Origin of the sequence: Agrobacterium deltaense RV3, assembly GCF_900013505.1 — a bacterium.
GTDB lineage: Bacteria > Pseudomonadota > Alphaproteobacteria > Rhizobiales > Rhizobiaceae > Agrobacterium > Agrobacterium leguminum.
Genome location: NZ_LT009745.1, coordinates 1877711 through 1891769 on the forward strand (window position 1 = coordinate 1877711; position 14059 = coordinate 1891769).

Here is a 14059-nt window from a genome sequence, read left to right on the forward strand (position 1 = left end):
CCGCCTGAGAGAAGCTTCTGCGCCGCTCTCATTATTGGCGGTGGTAAAAGCTGAAAATCAATCCTGCCGCTTCTCATGCCATGTCATCGTAAAACGCGTTCCCTGCCTCAGTTCGGGATGCGTATGGGTCTGCTCGACACGTGCACCGATATTCTGCGCCATCGCCATGATCAGCTTCGTACCGAGGCCTGTGCCACGCGGAGTCGAATTTGACGGCACGCCGACGCCGTCATCCTCCACCAGCAGAACAAACTGTCCATTATCTTCGGAGAGTTTGACGCGAACCGTACCGGTCTGGTCAGGATAAGCATATTTCAGCGCATTGGTCAGAAGCTCGGTTATGATGACACCAAGCGCCACGGCATGATCCGCCTTGAGATCGATTTCGCAAAGCGAAGTCTCGACCGTGACGGAAGAAGAGCCGGGCACCGCCTGGAACAGGTCGCCGATGATGGAGGTTAGATAGGAACTCAGGGAGACCAGCCCGACATTGGCGGTATTATAGAGGCTGCGGTGCACGCCGGCGATGGCCGAAATCCTGCTTTGCGTTTCCAGCAACGCGGTTTCCGCTTCCTGCGATTTCAGGGTGTTTATTTGCAAGCGGATCATGGCCGACACCAGCGATAGGCTGTTCGCGACACGATGGTTCATCTCCTTCACCATCATTTCCGCGTGTTCTTTGGCCTTTACCAGCAAACGATCGGCCTCTTCCTTGGTCTGGCGCAGGCGATGGTTTTCCAATGCCTGCTCGATTGCCGTGAGCAGAAGCGGAAAGAAGTCGTCCCCGACATTCTTGATGACGTAGTCGGCAGCACCCGCCTTGAGCGCGTCTATGGCGATCTGGGCCTCGTTGGACCCCGTCACATAGAGAACAGGAGCCCTTGCCGGTATCGTCTGGATCGCGGCAAGAAATTCCATGCCAGTTGCCGTCTGGAAATAGTGGTCGAGAACGACGACATCGAACTGCCCGTTTTGAAAAAGCTCGAGACCGGAAGCGACCGAGGTGGCGTGAACCACCTCCATACCGTGACGACCAAGAACGCGGCTCGAAAGCCGAGCCAAAGCCGGGTCGTCATCGACGTACAAAACGCGCAAAGCCATCATGCCTTCAAGGTATCTGAATTACGGAAAAGAACAGGCCGAGATTTTTGATGGCGTTGGCAAAGCCCTCATAGTCGACCGGCTTGGTTATATAAACATTCGCGCCAAGATCATAGCATTTCTGAATTTCAGTCTCATCGTCGGTCGTTGTCAAAACCACCACAGGCAAGCGGCGGGTATATTCATTGCTCTTGATCTGCTCGAGAATGTTAAGGCCCGACATATCCGGAAGATTGAGATCGAGCAGGACGAGAAGATAGCGGTCCTTGCTGACAAGCCCATCCCGACTTTCGCCTAATATGAAATCCAGCGCCTTGGCGCCAAGCGTAAAAGGCACGATCTCGTTGTTCACGCCGGCACGCCGCACATTCTTCTCGATCAGCCGGGCATGGCCTTCGTCATCTTCGATCATCACGATCGTTACTTCCTGACCGGTCGCTTTCATTTTTCGCCTTCCTTGGTGACTCGTCTGAGATCGCTCGGCATCAGCAGGATGAATGTACTGCCCTCACCGAGTTTAGACTCGACTTTAATGTCACCTCCTAAATTTCTGATTAGCGAACGAACATGCGCGAGACCAATGCCCTCTCCCGGCTGGTCCTGACTGCCCGCCCGGCGAAAGAGCTCGAAAACCCGTTCAAGATCCTGTTCGCCGATACCGCGCCCGTTGTCGGCGACCTCGATACAAATCGCCCCCCGCCCGGCCGGATAGGCTCGTGCCGTCAGCCTCAGCGGACGGCCAGGCATCTGGTATTTCACCGCATTGTCGAAAAGATTTCCAAGAATCTGATCAAGGGATATTCGATCGGTTACGATCGTCAGCTTCGGCGTATCGACCTCAATCTCACCGCCATTGGCGTTGATCTGGTGACGCACCGTCTCAGACAGCGACGAAAGCAACATTTCGATATCAACCTTTTCCGGCTGTAGCTTTCGCTGGCCGTCGCGGGATATTTTAAGGATGGCGTTGATCAGCTGATCCATTTTGCGGGTAGACGAGCGAATGAAGCCGATAGCCTCTGGAATATCCTCTTCAACAGCCAGCCGCGCCTCACGGATAACATCCTCCGGCAGCGACTCGCCATCTGCGAGAACATAACGGCTCACCGGCTTCAGCGATGTATCGAATTCGGAGAGGAAGCCCATGATATTGACGAGCGGCGCGCGCAGGTCATGCGTTACGATATAGGCGAAGCGCTGAATTTCCTGATTGGCTCGCCGGAGATCGCGCGTTCTCTCCTCTACACGTTCTTCAAGATGACGATTGAGTTCATCGACATCCTCCCGCGACCTAGTCAGGGCGCGGATATAGGTGAAGACAAGGAAGATCGAACCACCGACCACAATGAGGATGGCGAGCGCACCGCCGACCGTCACCCACCGCAGCGTATTGGCAGCCCCCAGCTGATCCGCAACGATGATGCGCAAGCGATCATCTGTGTCCGATTGCAGGTCAGACAGAATACTCCTGATCTCGTTCATGAAGCGTTTGCCGTCATTATTGCGAACGACCTCAACCGCCTCCGTTATTCGGCCCGCACGCTGCAGATCTATGGTCTCGCGGGTCTCGGCCAACTTCGCGTCGATTGCCTGCCTCAGGCCCGAAAGAGACTGCTTGTATTGCTCGTCTTCCGTCAGAAGATCGAAAAGTCTTGACTGGCGTTGAGGCAAGCCACGCAGGGCTTCTTCATAAGGCAGAAGATAATCGCGATTATTGGTCAGCAGATATCCCCTCTGGCCGGTTTCGATGTCCTGCATCGTCGTCAGCACATCCAAAACAGCGGCACGGAAACGTCGGAGTTCCGCTGTTTCCTGGGAATAGCGGTTATTCACCTGCACAAGCCACAACGACATGGAGACCATGCCAATCAAAATCGCAACACCCACGGCAAGCATCAAAAGGCTTCGTTGGGCAAACGGTGAAAAACCAGTCACAGAAACACATTCCCGGTAGGCACGAATTGAGTTTGCAAACTAGAGTACGACGACATCACAGGCGACTGTTTTCTTTTTATTTATGGAAGGAACCAGTTGGGGACTTAGGGGTTTTGCAATGTTGATTGGCGGTGCCAGACTGAGTCCAAATGACGAAAATGCGGTAACAATGAGCTATAGTTTCCAGGGAAAACAAATCCTCGTGTTGGAGGACGACGCGCTTCTGGCGATGGATATGGAGGATTTCCTTTCCGATCTGGGAGTCAATGTCGTCGGGCCGGTTTCGCACATCGGTGCCGCCCTGGAGAAAATAAACGACACCGATCTGGATGGCGCCGTCATCGATCTCAATTTGCGAGGCGAATTGTCCTTACCCGTCATTGAAGAGCTCAAGGCGGCAAACATCCCCTTCGTCATCTGCAGCGGATATGCGGAGATACCCGGGGTCCGCGCGCAGCTCGACGGGCTGACGGTCGTCTCCAAACCCTGCGATTTCGACAATCTGTCGCGTGTTCTGGCGAACGAGTTTTCACTGACCAACTAAGTGCGGGGCCAATCTCGGTCTGATGCCCCACTCGGCTTCTTTTCGTCTGGCGACTTAGTTCAGGGGAAAAATGACCTGATATCGCAAGCCGTCGCGATCATAGCGAATTTCGCTTTCCGCCTGCAATTCGTATTGCACACCCCTTGTTATCAGGGTTGTTCCAAATCCGGTATCCTGCGGCACGGAAACAGGCGGGCCGCCACTTTCCTGCCACCGCAGGTCGATGCAGTCATGGCCGTCTCCGTTCAGAATCTTTCTCCAGACAACCTCGACCTTTCCGTTTGCGCCGGAAAGAGAACCGTATTTCTGGGCATTTGTGGCTAGCTCGTGCAGGATCATCCCCAGCGCCAGCGCCGATTTCGGCGACACCTGTACGTCATCCGGACCGTCGAGCTCGATCCTGCTCGCAAAGGTATTATGCGGCTCGATCGACCGCGTCACGACATCCCTCAGATTCGTCTCACCCCAATTACTCTGAAAAAGCAGCGCATGGCTCTCCGCAAGGGCACTCACGCGGGCCACCAGCCGTTCTTGGTAATCCTTGATGGAGGTGCTGCCTTTGGCCGTTCTGCGAATGATTGAAACGACCATCGCCATCGTGTTCTTGACGCGATGGCTGAGCTCACGAACGAGCAGCTCCTTGTGCAGCTCCGCCCGCTTTCGCTCCTGTTTCTCCCGGGCTTCCGCCAGCGCGCGCTCGACAGCGGATGGCAGTCTCACAAGCCGCTGCTTGAGAACATAATCCGTCGCCCCGCGGCGGAATGCATCGATCGCCGCGTCCTCGCCTAAGACACCGGACACTAAAATGAACGGCGTATCGGGTCTTCTCGCCATAACGACATCGAGCGCCGACATGCCATCGAAGTCCGGCAAGGAGAAATCCGCGAGAATGATATCGAACTGCTGTTTTTCCAACGCCTCAATGAACGATGCCTTGCCGACGGCTCTCGTTACCGCAGGTGGCGGCGAAAGGCGTGAAAGCTGTTCTTCGATCAGTTCGGCATCCACAGAACTGTCTTCCAGGAGAAGAAGGCTGCTTGCCTCCATTCGCGACACCGCCTCATCCGCCATTGCGATGTGCACCCGGTGGCGGTTCGTTCAGAAGAGCCCAGAAGACGCCAAGATCCTGTATCGCCTTGAAGAACTGGTTGAATTCCACAGGCTTGACGACAAAAGCGTTCACGCCGAGTTCGTAGCTCCTAACGAGATCCTGTTCTTCTCGCGAAGACGTCAGCATGACGACCGGAATGTGCCGCAAGTGATCGCTGCCCTTGACCGTCTGCAACACCTCAAGCCCATCCACTTTCGGCAGTTTGAGGTCGAGAAGAACTACCGCCGGATCACCAGCCGAGCGGTTATGATAGCTACCGGTTACATTCAGATAGTCGAGTGCCTCGGTGCCATCGCGTGCCACCACCACCTCATTCGCCAATTGGCATTTTTCAAGAGCGGTCAGCGTTAGTTCCAGATCGCGTGGATTGTCTTCCACCAGCAGAATGGGTCTGAGTTCAGGCAATTTTTTCCTCTTCAACTTTCATAACCGGCAATGTGAAGAAGAACGTGGCTCCCTCACCGACAGTTCCCTCGGCACCGACCGAACCGTGATGGCGTTCGACAATTCGTCGCACCAGCGCCAGTCCAATGCCCGTTCCCTCGAAATCCTCTACCCGCTGCAACCTCTGGAACACACCAAAAAGCTTGCTGTAATAGGCCATATCGAAGCCAACACCATTGTCTTCGACCGAATAAGTGACGTCATCCTCGGTTTCAACCGCAGAAATGGTGATGAGCGAGACCGGCTCCCGAGACGAATATTTGATGGCATTTTCGATGAGATTGTACCAGACCTGCCGCAGCAGGGTCGCATCCCCGAATATCACCGGTAACTCTCCGATGCGCCACTCGATCTGGCGATCCGCAACGGCAGGCGCCAGAGAGCGACGAACTTCGCTCACCACCTTCTGCATATCCACGGGTTTCAGGGTGAGTTGCGTGCGGCCAAGCTGTGAAAAATTCAGGAGATCATCCACCAGCCTGCCGGCGCCCAGCGCAGCCTCTGATATCATCTGCAGATAATGCATGGATTTCTCGTCCAGAACATTGCTGCGCTCCCGCAGTAACTGCGCAAACCCGACAATATGACGGAACGGGGCACGCAGGTCGTGCGAAACGGAATAGGAAAATGCCTCCAACTCTTTGTTGGTCCGCTGCAATTCCCGCGTCAGATCCGCCATCTCCTCGGCCTTGCGCAGGACAATGCCGATGATCGCGCTGCGAAGCTCCCTCGCCGCCGCAAGCTCGGCCTCCGACCAGGGAGATGACGTATTGCGCAATTGCTCCTTCCAGATTTCAAAGGACTTGCGCGGATGAATGCGCCCGCTCTCCTGCACCGTTTTGTGCGGATCACCGCCCCAGCGCACCGTTTTTATGACTTCCGGCCGAAACCAGATAAGCCAACTGCCGTGCAATTCCGAAACCCGCATCGCAATAATTCCGCTTGCGGCGGCAGCATAGGCCTCAGCGGCAGCGTAATCGCCGGCCAGATTGTCGGTTGCAAAAACATCCACAACGTCCTTCTCTGCGAACCATAAGACAAGCTCTTCAACTTGCTGCCGTGACGGCGTTCTGCCGACAAGTTCATAGTCGTCGCCAAGGACGAGTGCAGCGCCGTCCGCTCCCACCTGTTTCAGCAGGTCGTTTTTTTCGTCGTCACCCGCAAGCAGTCCATCAACCCATTTTTCGGCGGCGGCCATGCCTTTCAAGAGACGCGCCTGAATTTGGCCAAGCTCCACCCGGCGGAATGCTTCCTGGGAACTCTGCTCGGCCGCGATCCGCATAGACAGGAGCTGTGCCGCAAAATCACAGGCTTCACGGACGGCAAAGGATGCCGAATGGGGTGTCGCATGGTGGCAGGCGATCAAGCCCCAGAGAGTGCCATTAACGATGATCGACACGGACATCGAAGCGGCCGTGCCCATATTGCGCATATATTCGAGATGAACCGGCGACACGCTGCGGAGCTGCGAAAAGCTCATATCGAGCACCGCACCCGTTTCCGCATTGACCGGCGGTCTGATCGGGACAGGCTTATAATCGACATCGGGAATCATCCGCAGGCGATTGATGGTGTAGAGCTGCCGCGCCTGCGGCGGGATATCGCCCGCCGGAAAGCGAAGTCCGAGATAAGACGGCAAAGTCCCGCTTCCGGCTTCCGCCACGACATGGCCGCTCCAGTCCAGTCCGAAATCATAAATCAAGGTACGATCATAACCGCTGATCGAGGACACCAATTGCGCGGTCCGCGAAAGAGCGTCCTCCAGCGATGGCGCGCTATTCAGATATTGCGCCAGATTGGTAAGTTCGCCCATCAGCTTTTCAGCCGACTCGCCCTCTCTTGCCTTTTCCACCTCGAGAATAACCAAAGTCCCTGATCGATGCGCCGAAACATCGAGTTTCTTTTCGGCCCACGCATATCGGAAGTTGCTCTCTTCGGAGGAATACCAGGCGGAGAGTGCGGAGATGAAGGGCAAGATTTTTTCGGTGACGACGACCCCGATTGGCAGGGCCACACCAATATAATCGGCAAGATTATCGCTCGCCTGCACCAGGGAAAATTCCCGCGCGGACAGAGCCAGAAGGGCCCCATGTTCCTGAATAGCACCGGGAATGTGGATGGGCTCGGCGCCGCAACTATCCAGTTTCGGCGTATTTGAACTCATAACTTTCTCCAGCCGCTCTCTTTGTAAGAACGTTCGACCTGCTCAAAAGATGCCGCCAACCTATTGATTATTGCGGGGATGTAAACGCTCGTTTTGGCAAAAGGTTGAAATGGCGCCCATATGACGTCAATGCGATTCATGGCTGGCAAAACCGTGACGGTGAAAAGCTCGCGTGCCGGACCATCCCGCAGAAATAGGCGCTACATGCGCACGGCAAAGCGAAGGGAAGCCAGCAATTGAGGAAATTTATCGATTTTTTCAGGGGTAGCTGGAGCGGGTAGCGGGAATCGAACCCGCGTATTCAGCTTGGAAGGCTGCTGCTCTACCATTGAGCTATACCCGCGGTGGTGATTTCGATCCGTGCAGAATGGTGGAGGGAGTTGGATTTGAACCAACGTAGGCGTAGCCAACGGATTTACAGTCCGTCCCCTTTAACCACTCGGGCATCCCTCCAGCTTTCTGCTAGGATCGAGCGACCAAGCTCTTCAGATTTCGCTGCGGCGAAGCGCCGTTGCGTCGTCTGTGGCGCGTATATGACGGCCTCATTCGTTTCTGTCAACACGCCCTTTCACGAATTTTCGGGAAAAAATTCAAACCTCTTTACGGCCCTGTGGATTATCGCGGGGGCTGGTGCGCGCCTCCCGGCGGAGATATAAGGCGCCATGAGCAAAGACGATCCCAAGAACAAATCCACCCGCGACACGCACTATGCCAACCTGCGCCGCGCCGTGCGCGACGCCAAGCGCGAGCGCGGCGAAATTCCGACCCCGCAACAGCCGAAGCGCAAGAACCGCGGCGCGGACGACTGGAAGCCGCCGCAGCTTGCGCCCGATCAGGTGCATCTTTACGGCCTGCATACCGTGCGTGCCGCACTCGCCAATCCCGAACGGCAGATCGTCAAGCTCTCCGTCACCCAGAACGCCTTTGCGCGGCTGGATATCGGCGAGGCCGATGCCCAGCCCTTCCCGGTCGAGATGGTTTCCCCTCAGGATATCGACCGTGTGCTCGGCCCTGAGGCCATCCACCAGGGCGTGATGCTGGAAACCCGGCCGTTGCCGGTCAAGCGTCTGGGCGCGCTGAAGGACAGCCCGCTCATTCTCGTGCTCGATCAGGTCACCGATCCGCACAATGTCGGCGCCATCATGCGCTCGGCGGTCGCCTTCAACGCCGGCGCCGTCATCACCACCATGCGCCACAGCCCGACCGAGTCGGGCGTGCTGGCGAAATCGGCTTCCGGTGCGCTGGAGCTCATTCCCTATATCCAGATCACCAATCTGGCCGATGCGCTCGGCGAGCTGCACAAGCTCGGCTTCTTCTCCGTCGGTCTGGATTCGGAAGGCCCCGCCCCCATCGAGCAGACCTTCAGCGGTGAAAAAATCGCTCTGGTGCTGGGCGCCGAAGGCAAGGGCCTGCGCCAAAAAACGCGCGAAACCGTCTCGGCGCTCGCCCGTCTCGATATGCCCGGCGAGATCAAATCGCTCAACGTTTCGAATGCGGCAGCCATCGCCCTTTATGCAACGCAGCAATTTCTGGGCAAAGCGTCGTCCTGACGCTTCGCCTTCCTTGCGAAATCGCAAAGCGCAACGCATGCTGCGCTTTTTCGCAAGGAGCAAATTTCAACATGACCGAGCAGACCATCAAACCGACCGGCGAGCTGACGCTCAGAACGCTTGCCATGCCGGCCGACGCCAATCCGGCCGGCGATATTTTCGGGGGCTGGGTCATGTCGCAGATGGACTTGGCGAGCGGCATCCGTGCAGCAGAGCGTTCCCGCTGTCGCGTCGTCACCGCGGCGGTCAAGGAAATGGCCTTCGAGTTGCCGGTGAAGATCGGCGACACGCTGTCCATCTATACCGACATCGCCCGCGTTGGCCGCACCTCCATCACGCTGACGGTGGAAGCCTGGGCGCAGCGGTCGCGTTATGACAAGCTGGAAAAAGTCACCGCCGGAACCTTCATCATGGTGGCGATGGACGAAAACGGACAACCCACGCCCATTCCGGCAGCGGAATAAGCGCGCTGCGGCGCTGGGCTCCAGCGCCGCTCTCCATTTAAGCGGCATATATAACAACAAGCAGCATCGGCATCCCACGCCTTGCCGGTATCGTTATTGCCCCTCACTTCCCGTCATTGTGTCGCGGTGACATTTCGCCGCAAATATGACATTCCAATTGCATGGGATTCATTCGCAGGATCATGCAGGACAGAAGCTCGGCTGGCGCCATCGCCATGCTGGCGGTTCTGCTTTTCCTTTTGCAGGGCTTCGCCAACGGCCTGACCAGCGGCAACATGGCGATGGCCGCGCTGGCGGCGGATGAGATCATCTGTTCCAGCCATATGCCGGAAGGCGGCTCCGGCAAACAGAACCCTGCCGGCAAGATCGCCGACGACTGTTGCGGCACGCTCTGCCGTCTGGCTTCGGCCACGGCCGCCGCTCTTCCGGTTATTCCCGTCGAGCGCGCGGACAATATTTTCCCTGCGGTCGAAGTCACCTTCCTGAACATCGACGCGGCGTTGCCGCCATCGCCGCCCAATCTGGAATCGCGCCCGCGGGCACCTCCGTCCGCTCCGCAACGCTAGAACACTCTTCGGCCTGCCGGAAAATCAATTCTCTTGCGGAGACATCCATGTCTGTTACGACCTCTTTCGAGGGCGAGCGCGCGCCTGCGCATTCCTCGTCCGCAAATCTTTACCGCGCCGTATGGCGCTGGCATTTCTACGCCGGTCTCTTCGTCCTGCCCTTCATGATATCGCTCGCCGTCACCGGTGCGCTGTATCTCTTCCGGGACGAGTTCGATAATCTCATCCATTCGGACCTGAAGCGGATCGAAGTGGTGCAAAATGCGCCGAAAGCGCTGCCTTCCGAGATCGTGAGTGCAGCACTTGCGGCCGTTCCCGGCGCAGCCCTCAAATATACCACCCCCGCCGATCCGGGCGCGTCGGCGGAAATCACCGTCAATACGGCGGATGGAAAGCGGGCCGTCTATGTCAATCCCTACACTGCTGAGGTTGCGGGCTCCCTGCCGGATCGCGGCACCGTCATGTGGACGATCCGCTATCTCCACAGCCTGAAATATTTCGGCACCTATGCCCGCTATCTGATCGAAATCGCCGCCGGCTGGTCCATCCTTCTTGTCGCCACCGGCATCTATCTCTGGTGGCCGCGAAAACAGACCGGCGGTGTCGTGACCGTGCGCGGCACGCCGAAAAAGCGGGTGTTCTGGCGCGATACCCATGCCGTCACCGGCATTTTCGTCGGCTTTTTCATCGTTTTCCTTGCGGTCACCGGCATGCCCTGGTCGGGCGTCTGGGGTGCGAAGATCAATGAATGGGCGAATGGCAGCAACTTCGGATATCCGGCGGGCATTCGCACCGATGTTCCGATGTCGGGCGAACATCTCGACCACGTGGCGAAGACAAGCTGGTCACTGGAGCAGGCGAAAATACCGGAATCCACCCATTCCGCCGAAGACCAGCCTATCGGGATCGACGAGGCGATAGCACGTTTCGACGCGCTCGGTCTTGCCGCCGGTTACGCTGTCTCCCTTCCGGGAAAACCGACGGGCGTTTATAGCGGCTCCGTCTATCCCGACGATCTGGCGCAGCAACGGGTCGTCCATCTCGATCAATATAGCGGCGAGCCGCTGATCGATATGAGCTACGCCGATTACGGCCCGCTCGGCAAGGCGCTGGAATGGGGCATCAACGTGCATCTGGGCCAGCAATATGGCCTTGCCAACCAGATCGTGCTTCTAGCGGCCTGTATCGGCATTGTGCTGCTTGCAGTGTCTGCCGGCATCATGTGGTGGAAACGCCGTCCGAAAGGGTCACTCGGCGTGCCGCCCCTCCCGCAGGAAAAACGCGTCCTGCACGGTCTGCTCGCCATACTCGCCATCGGCGGCATCATTTTCCCGCTGGTGGGCGCGAGCCTGCTGGCCATGATGGCGCTGGATCTGATCGTACAGTCGCGCCAGAAACGACGCGCGATCTGAAATGAAAACAGCCGGGCGAAAATCCCGGCTGTTCCCTGTTATCGGCAATGCGACGGCAACGGCTCTCAGAACATCGTATTGGTGTTCGCCGCCTTTTCCGGCACCTCCTGGATCACGTCCCAGTGCTCGGTGATCTTGCCGTCGGTAACCCGGAAAATATCGACGATGGCCCTGCCGCGATCGCCTTCATTTTCCGTCGAATGGATGTGCAGATAGACCAGATCGCCATCCGTGGCGCTACGCACGATCCGTGCTTTCGACTGCGGGTTTTCCTTGAAGTGGCCGGTGAAATAATCCACGAACGGCTTCTTACCATCCGGCACCATCGGGTTGTGCTGCTTGTAGCTGTCGACGAGGACGGCGGCGCCCTTGTCAACCTCATGCTTGTTGAAGACCGTATCGTAGAACTCGATCACCAGTTTGCGGTTGGCTTCTTCCTGCGCGAAGTCCCGTGCTGCGGTTTGCGCCAGAACGGGCGCTGCCATCAAGGCGGGCACGAGAGCGAATGCGGCGATGGCAAGACGACGTGTTACGAAATTCATGGGTGTTACCTCTCAATAACCAACGGTGAAACGCTGGCGGGAATGCTGCGGCTTCTCGATTTCATCGACAAGCGCGATGGCATAGTCTTCGAAGGAAATGCGGCTGCCCTCATCGTTGCTGAGGAGATTATCCTTGCCGATGCGGAATTTGCCCGTTCTTTCGCCCGGCACGAATTCGGCGGATGGCGACAGGAAGGTCCAGTCGAGCTGCTTTTCCTGTTTCAGCCGGTCCAGGAACTCCGCGCCCTTGGTCGCTTCAGCCTTGTAGGCGGCCGGAAAATCCGGCAAGTCGACCACACGCTGGCCCGGCGCGATTTCAAGGCTGCCGGCGCCGCCGACGACGAGATAGCGCTGAACGCCGGAGGCGCGCACGGCCTCGATCAGCGTTGCCGAATCGCTGGCGGTGAAATGCACCGAACTGATCACGGCATCGTGACCCTTCAGCAGTTCCGAAAGCCCTGCCTGATCGAAAACATCGCCCTTCTTTGCCACCACATTCGGCAGGCTGGCGATCTTTTCGGGATTGCGGGCGATTGCCGTCACCAGATGTCCCCGGTCGGAAAGTTCCTTGAGAATACGGGACCCGGCATTGCCGGAAGCGCCGATGAGCGCGATTTTAGCCATGGCTTCTTTCCTCTTGTCACTATCGTTACCGGTCTAGATTATAGACCGCGAAGAAGAGCTATGGTATCGCAGCCATAGCCGCAAGAAGTCAGCGGCGGCTGATCTGGTCACATGGCGATGACCTGCAAGGGTAACAGGGCAAGGGGTAAGGACATGGCGGATACGCAGACGAAAGAGGTTTTTGCCTTCGACCAGCCCTGCCCCATCCGCGATGTGCTCGACCGTATCGGCGATCAATGGAGCCTTTTGGTTCTGGAAGCCCTGCAGGGCGGCGTGCTGCGCTTCAACGAGCTGAACCGCAGGATCGACGATATTTCCAAGCAGATGTTGTCCCGCACGCTGAAACGGCTGGAAGAAGATGGCTTCATCCGCCGCACGCTTTATGCGGAGGTGCCGCCGCGCGTGGAATATGAGCTGACCAATCTCGGCCGCTCGTTTCTGGTGCCGATGCAATTGCTGGTGCAATGGGCTGACGAGAACCACGTTCGCATCTGCAAGGCCCGCCTGCAATATTCCGAAAACGACAATCGCGGCTGATCCGGAAGCAGGCCGCGTCTAGCCCAGCCGGTAAACCTTGCAGACCAGCCCTTCCGGTTGGCGATAGGTCGTAAATCCCATAGCGTCGTAATAGCTTTGGCCGAGCATGTTGTCCGCACCGATACTGGCATCGATATTCTGAATACCCCGCGCCTCCGCCGCCCTGCGCGTTGCCGCGAAGAGGGCGGATCCCACACCTCTTCGTGCCGCCTGCGGGCTGACATGGGTGCCGATGATGCCCCAGCCTTCCGCCACGCCATAGGGATTGTCCGTGCGCGCATAACGCAGCGACTGGAAGCCCAGTATACGCCCGTCATCGTCCTCGGCGACCGAGCATTCGATACGGTCGGCGTGCTGGAGGTAATTCTCCAGCACGGCCGTAATATCCGTCGGCGCTTTTCGGAGGCCGGCCGAGAATATCTCATTCTGAACCGCCGCCATTCCCGTTGCATCGTCAACTGTCGCAGGCCGTATTTTCATCGATTCATCACCTCATATCCGTTGCGACTGGTTCCGGGCCGGCAAGCGCCGGGGTATTTGTTCCTTTTCAGGAGCGGAAAATGAAGGACGCACCGAAAGCGATCAGCGCGAAACCGATCACGTGGTTGATGGTGATGCTTTCCTTAAGCCAGAAGATCGAAAACAGCGCGAAGACCGCGAGCGTGATGACTTCCTGAATGGTCTTGAGCTGCGCGGTCGAATAGACCTCCGAACCGATGCGGTTGGCGGGAACGGCAAGCACATATTCGAAGAAGGCGATGCCCCAGCTGGCGACAATCGCCAGGAAGAGCGCGCTGCCCTTGTGCTTGAGATGGCCGTACCAGGCGAAGGTCATGAAAACATTGGAGGCGATAAGCATCAGGACAGGCCAGATATGGGCAGGGCTGATTGAGAACGGCATGATGGGTCCTGGAAAAAAGGAGGGATGTCATGAAATGCGGCAGGAGAAGGCAGTCAGAAGGAAACCCTCATTCCGCCCGTATGGATTTGCTCTAGCGCATCCGCCCGAAAACCGAAATCGATTTCCGACGGATTTGAACAAAGCTGTCTTCAGCCGCTACGCAA

General features: G+C 57.4%; 16 protein-coding genes and 2 tRNA genes. 6 read left to right on the forward strand and 12 right to left on the reverse strand.

Annotated features, from left to right (window positions below; genetic code table 11):
* Nucleotides 1–57 precede the first annotated feature (57 nt).
* Genes AGR7B_RS09540 through AGR7B_RS09550 form a run of 3 tightly spaced genes read right to left on the reverse strand, consistent with a single transcriptional unit; the run spans nucleotide 58 to nucleotide 2997 of the window.
* Nucleotides 58–1104 (reverse strand): sensor histidine kinase, encoded by a 1047-nt coding sequence (locus AGR7B_RS09540; RefSeq protein ID WP_065655881.1) that lies wholly within the window; start codon nucleotides 1102–1104, stop codon nucleotides 58–60.
* 4 nt (nucleotides 1105–1108) lie between these two features.
* The gene (locus AGR7B_RS09545; RefSeq protein WP_006316407.1) at nucleotides 1109–1546 is read right to left on the reverse strand and encodes a response regulator; all 438 of its coding nucleotides are present in this window, start codon (nucleotides 1544–1546) and stop codon (nucleotides 1109–1111) included.
* The gene (locus AGR7B_RS09550; protein ID WP_080856528.1) at nucleotides 1543–2997 is read right to left on the reverse strand and encodes a sensor histidine kinase; all 1455 of its coding nucleotides are present in this window, start codon (nucleotides 2995–2997) and stop codon (nucleotides 1543–1545) included. Before AGR7B_RS09550 ends, AGR7B_RS09545 begins: the two co-directional genes overlap by 4 nt.
* Nucleotides 2998–3205: 208 nt before the next feature.
* On the opposite strand from AGR7B_RS09550, the gene AGR7B_RS09555 reads away from it, so the two are divergent.
* Entirely contained in the window at nucleotides 3206–3580 is a 375-nt protein-coding gene (locus tag AGR7B_RS09555) for a response regulator (RefSeq protein WP_065655879.1), read from the forward strand.
* 54 nt (nucleotides 3581–3634) lie between these two features.
* Here AGR7B_RS09555 and AGR7B_RS09560 read toward each other — a convergent pair whose 3' ends face one another.
* From AGR7B_RS09560 to AGR7B_RS09580, 5 genes are all read right to left on the reverse strand, one after another.
* Nucleotides 3635–4651: a sensor histidine kinase gene (locus AGR7B_RS09560; protein ID WP_245317699.1), complete on the reverse strand. Its 1017-nt coding sequence runs from the start codon at nucleotides 4649–4651 to the stop codon at nucleotides 3635–3637.
* Nucleotides 4641–5096 carry a response regulator gene (locus AGR7B_RS09565; RefSeq protein WP_065655878.1) on the reverse strand — a complete coding sequence of 152 codons (456 nt, stop codon included), beginning with the start codon at nucleotides 5094–5096 and terminating at the stop codon, nucleotides 4641–4643. The genes AGR7B_RS09560 and AGR7B_RS09565 overlap by 11 nt, the downstream gene beginning before the upstream one ends.
* The gene (locus tag AGR7B_RS09570; protein ID WP_080856529.1) at nucleotides 5089–7299 is read right to left on the reverse strand and encodes a sensor histidine kinase; all 2211 of its coding nucleotides are present in this window, start codon (nucleotides 7297–7299) and stop codon (nucleotides 5089–5091) included. Before AGR7B_RS09570 ends, AGR7B_RS09565 begins: the two co-directional genes overlap by 8 nt.
* A 269-nt stretch (nucleotides 7300–7568) precedes the next feature.
* A tRNA-Gly gene (locus AGR7B_RS09575) sits at nucleotides 7569–7642 on the reverse strand.
* A 25-nt stretch (nucleotides 7643–7667) separates the two neighbouring features.
* A tRNA-Tyr gene (locus tag AGR7B_RS09580) sits at nucleotides 7668–7752 on the reverse strand.
* A gap of 209 nt (nucleotides 7753–7961) precedes the next feature.
* On the opposite strand from AGR7B_RS09580, the gene rlmB reads away from it, so the two are divergent.
* The 4 genes from rlmB to AGR7B_RS09600 all read left to right on the forward strand — a co-directional run bounded on the left by rlmB (nucleotide 7962) and on the right by AGR7B_RS09600 (nucleotide 11291).
* Nucleotides 7962–8849, forward strand: a complete 888-nt coding sequence (gene rlmB, locus AGR7B_RS09585; RefSeq protein ID WP_003522448.1) for a 23S rRNA (guanosine(2251)-2'-O)-methyltransferase RlmB — start codon at nucleotides 7962–7964, stop codon at nucleotides 8847–8849.
* A gap of 71 nt (nucleotides 8850–8920) precedes the next feature.
* Complete coding sequence (locus tag AGR7B_RS09590) at nucleotides 8921–9313, forward strand: acyl-CoA thioesterase (RefSeq protein ID WP_063949081.1); 393 nt, start codon at nucleotides 8921–8923, stop codon at nucleotides 9311–9313.
* A gap of 161 nt (nucleotides 9314–9474) precedes the next feature.
* The gene (locus tag AGR7B_RS09595; protein ID WP_080856530.1) at nucleotides 9475–9879 is read left to right on the forward strand and encodes a DUF2946 family protein; all 405 of its coding nucleotides are present in this window, start codon (nucleotides 9475–9477) and stop codon (nucleotides 9877–9879) included.
* A gap of 47 nt (nucleotides 9880–9926) precedes the next feature.
* Nucleotides 9927–11291 (forward strand): PepSY-associated TM helix domain-containing protein, encoded by a 1365-nt coding sequence (locus AGR7B_RS09600; RefSeq protein ID WP_080856531.1) that lies wholly within the window; start codon nucleotides 9927–9929, stop codon nucleotides 11289–11291.
* Between the two features lie 65 nt (nucleotides 11292–11356).
* On the opposite strand, the gene AGR7B_RS09605 is transcribed toward AGR7B_RS09600, so the two are convergent.
* Together AGR7B_RS09605 and AGR7B_RS09610 are read right to left on the reverse strand one after the other, a co-directional pair.
* A complete protein-coding gene (locus AGR7B_RS09605; protein ID WP_065655873.1) occupies nucleotides 11357–11833 on the reverse strand; it encodes a nuclear transport factor 2 family protein in 477 nt (158 codons plus the stop codon).
* A gap of 12 nt (nucleotides 11834–11845) precedes the next feature.
* On the reverse strand, nucleotides 11846–12457 hold the full coding sequence (locus AGR7B_RS09610) for an NAD(P)-dependent oxidoreductase (RefSeq protein ID WP_080856532.1): 612 nt from the start codon (nucleotides 12455–12457) through the stop codon (nucleotides 11846–11848).
* A 153-nt stretch (nucleotides 12458–12610) separates the two neighbouring features.
* Between AGR7B_RS09610 and AGR7B_RS09615 the strand changes: the two genes are divergently transcribed.
* Complete coding sequence (locus AGR7B_RS09615; RefSeq protein WP_065655871.1) at nucleotides 12611–12994, forward strand: winged helix-turn-helix transcriptional regulator; 384 nt, start codon at nucleotides 12611–12613, stop codon at nucleotides 12992–12994.
* A gap of 18 nt (nucleotides 12995–13012) precedes the next feature.
* Here AGR7B_RS09615 and AGR7B_RS09620 read toward each other — a convergent pair whose 3' ends face one another.
* Complete coding sequence (locus tag AGR7B_RS09620) at nucleotides 13013–13435, reverse strand: GNAT family N-acetyltransferase (RefSeq protein ID WP_080856533.1); 423 nt, start codon at nucleotides 13433–13435, stop codon at nucleotides 13013–13015.
* A gap of 106 nt (nucleotides 13436–13541) precedes the next feature.
* On the reverse strand, nucleotides 13542–13895 hold the full coding sequence (locus tag AGR7B_RS09625) for a DMT family protein (RefSeq protein WP_003507620.1): 354 nt from the start codon (nucleotides 13893–13895) through the stop codon (nucleotides 13542–13544).
* Nucleotides 13896–14059: the final 164 nt, after the last annotated feature.

Bases quoted from the DNA above. Each gene is read 5' to 3' on its own strand.
- AGR7B_RS09540 (WP_065655881.1), bottom strand. From the start codon at position 1,104: ATGATGGCTTTGCGCGTTTTGTACGTCGATGACGACCCGGCTTTGGCT.
- AGR7B_RS09545 (WP_006316407.1), bottom strand. From the start codon at position 1,546: ATGAAAGCGACCGGTCAGGAAGTAACGATCGTGATGATCGAAGATGAC.
- AGR7B_RS09550 (WP_080856528.1), bottom strand. From the start codon at position 2,997: ATGCTTGCCGTGGGTGTTGCGATTTTGATTGGCATGGTCTCCATGTCG.
- AGR7B_RS09555 (WP_065655879.1), top strand. From the start codon at position 3,206: ATGAGCTATAGTTTCCAGGGAAAACAAATCCTCGTGTTGGAGGACGAC.
- AGR7B_RS09560 (WP_245317699.1), bottom strand. From the start codon at position 4,651: ATGGCGGATGAGGCGGTGTCGCGAATGGAGGCAAGCAGCCTTCTTCTC.
- AGR7B_RS09570 (WP_080856529.1), bottom strand. From the start codon at position 7,299: ATGAGTTCAAATACGCCGAAACTGGATAGTTGCGGCGCCGAGCCCATC.
- rlmB (WP_003522448.1), top strand. From the start codon at position 7,962: ATGAGCAAAGACGATCCCAAGAACAAATCCACCCGCGACACGCACTAT.
- AGR7B_RS09590 (WP_063949081.1), top strand. From the start codon at position 8,921: ATGACCGAGCAGACCATCAAACCGACCGGCGAGCTGACGCTCAGAACG.
- AGR7B_RS09595 (WP_080856530.1), top strand. From the start codon at position 9,475: ATGGGATTCATTCGCAGGATCATGCAGGACAGAAGCTCGGCTGGCGCC.
- AGR7B_RS09600 (WP_080856531.1), top strand. From the start codon at position 9,927: ATGTCTGTTACGACCTCTTTCGAGGGCGAGCGCGCGCCTGCGCATTCC.
- AGR7B_RS09605 (WP_065655873.1), bottom strand. From the start codon at position 11,833: ATGAATTTCGTAACACGTCGTCTTGCCATCGCCGCATTCGCTCTCGTG.
- AGR7B_RS09610 (WP_080856532.1), bottom strand. From the start codon at position 12,457: ATGGCTAAAATCGCGCTCATCGGCGCTTCCGGCAATGCCGGGTCCCGT.
- AGR7B_RS09615 (WP_065655871.1), top strand. From the start codon at position 12,611: ATGGCGGATACGCAGACGAAAGAGGTTTTTGCCTTCGACCAGCCCTGC.
- AGR7B_RS09620 (WP_080856533.1), bottom strand. From the start codon at position 13,435: ATGGCGGCGGTTCAGAATGAGATATTCTCGGCCGGCCTCCGAAAAGCG.
- AGR7B_RS09625 (WP_003507620.1), bottom strand. From the start codon at position 13,895: ATGCCGTTCTCAATCAGCCCTGCCCATATCTGGCCTGTCCTGATGCTT.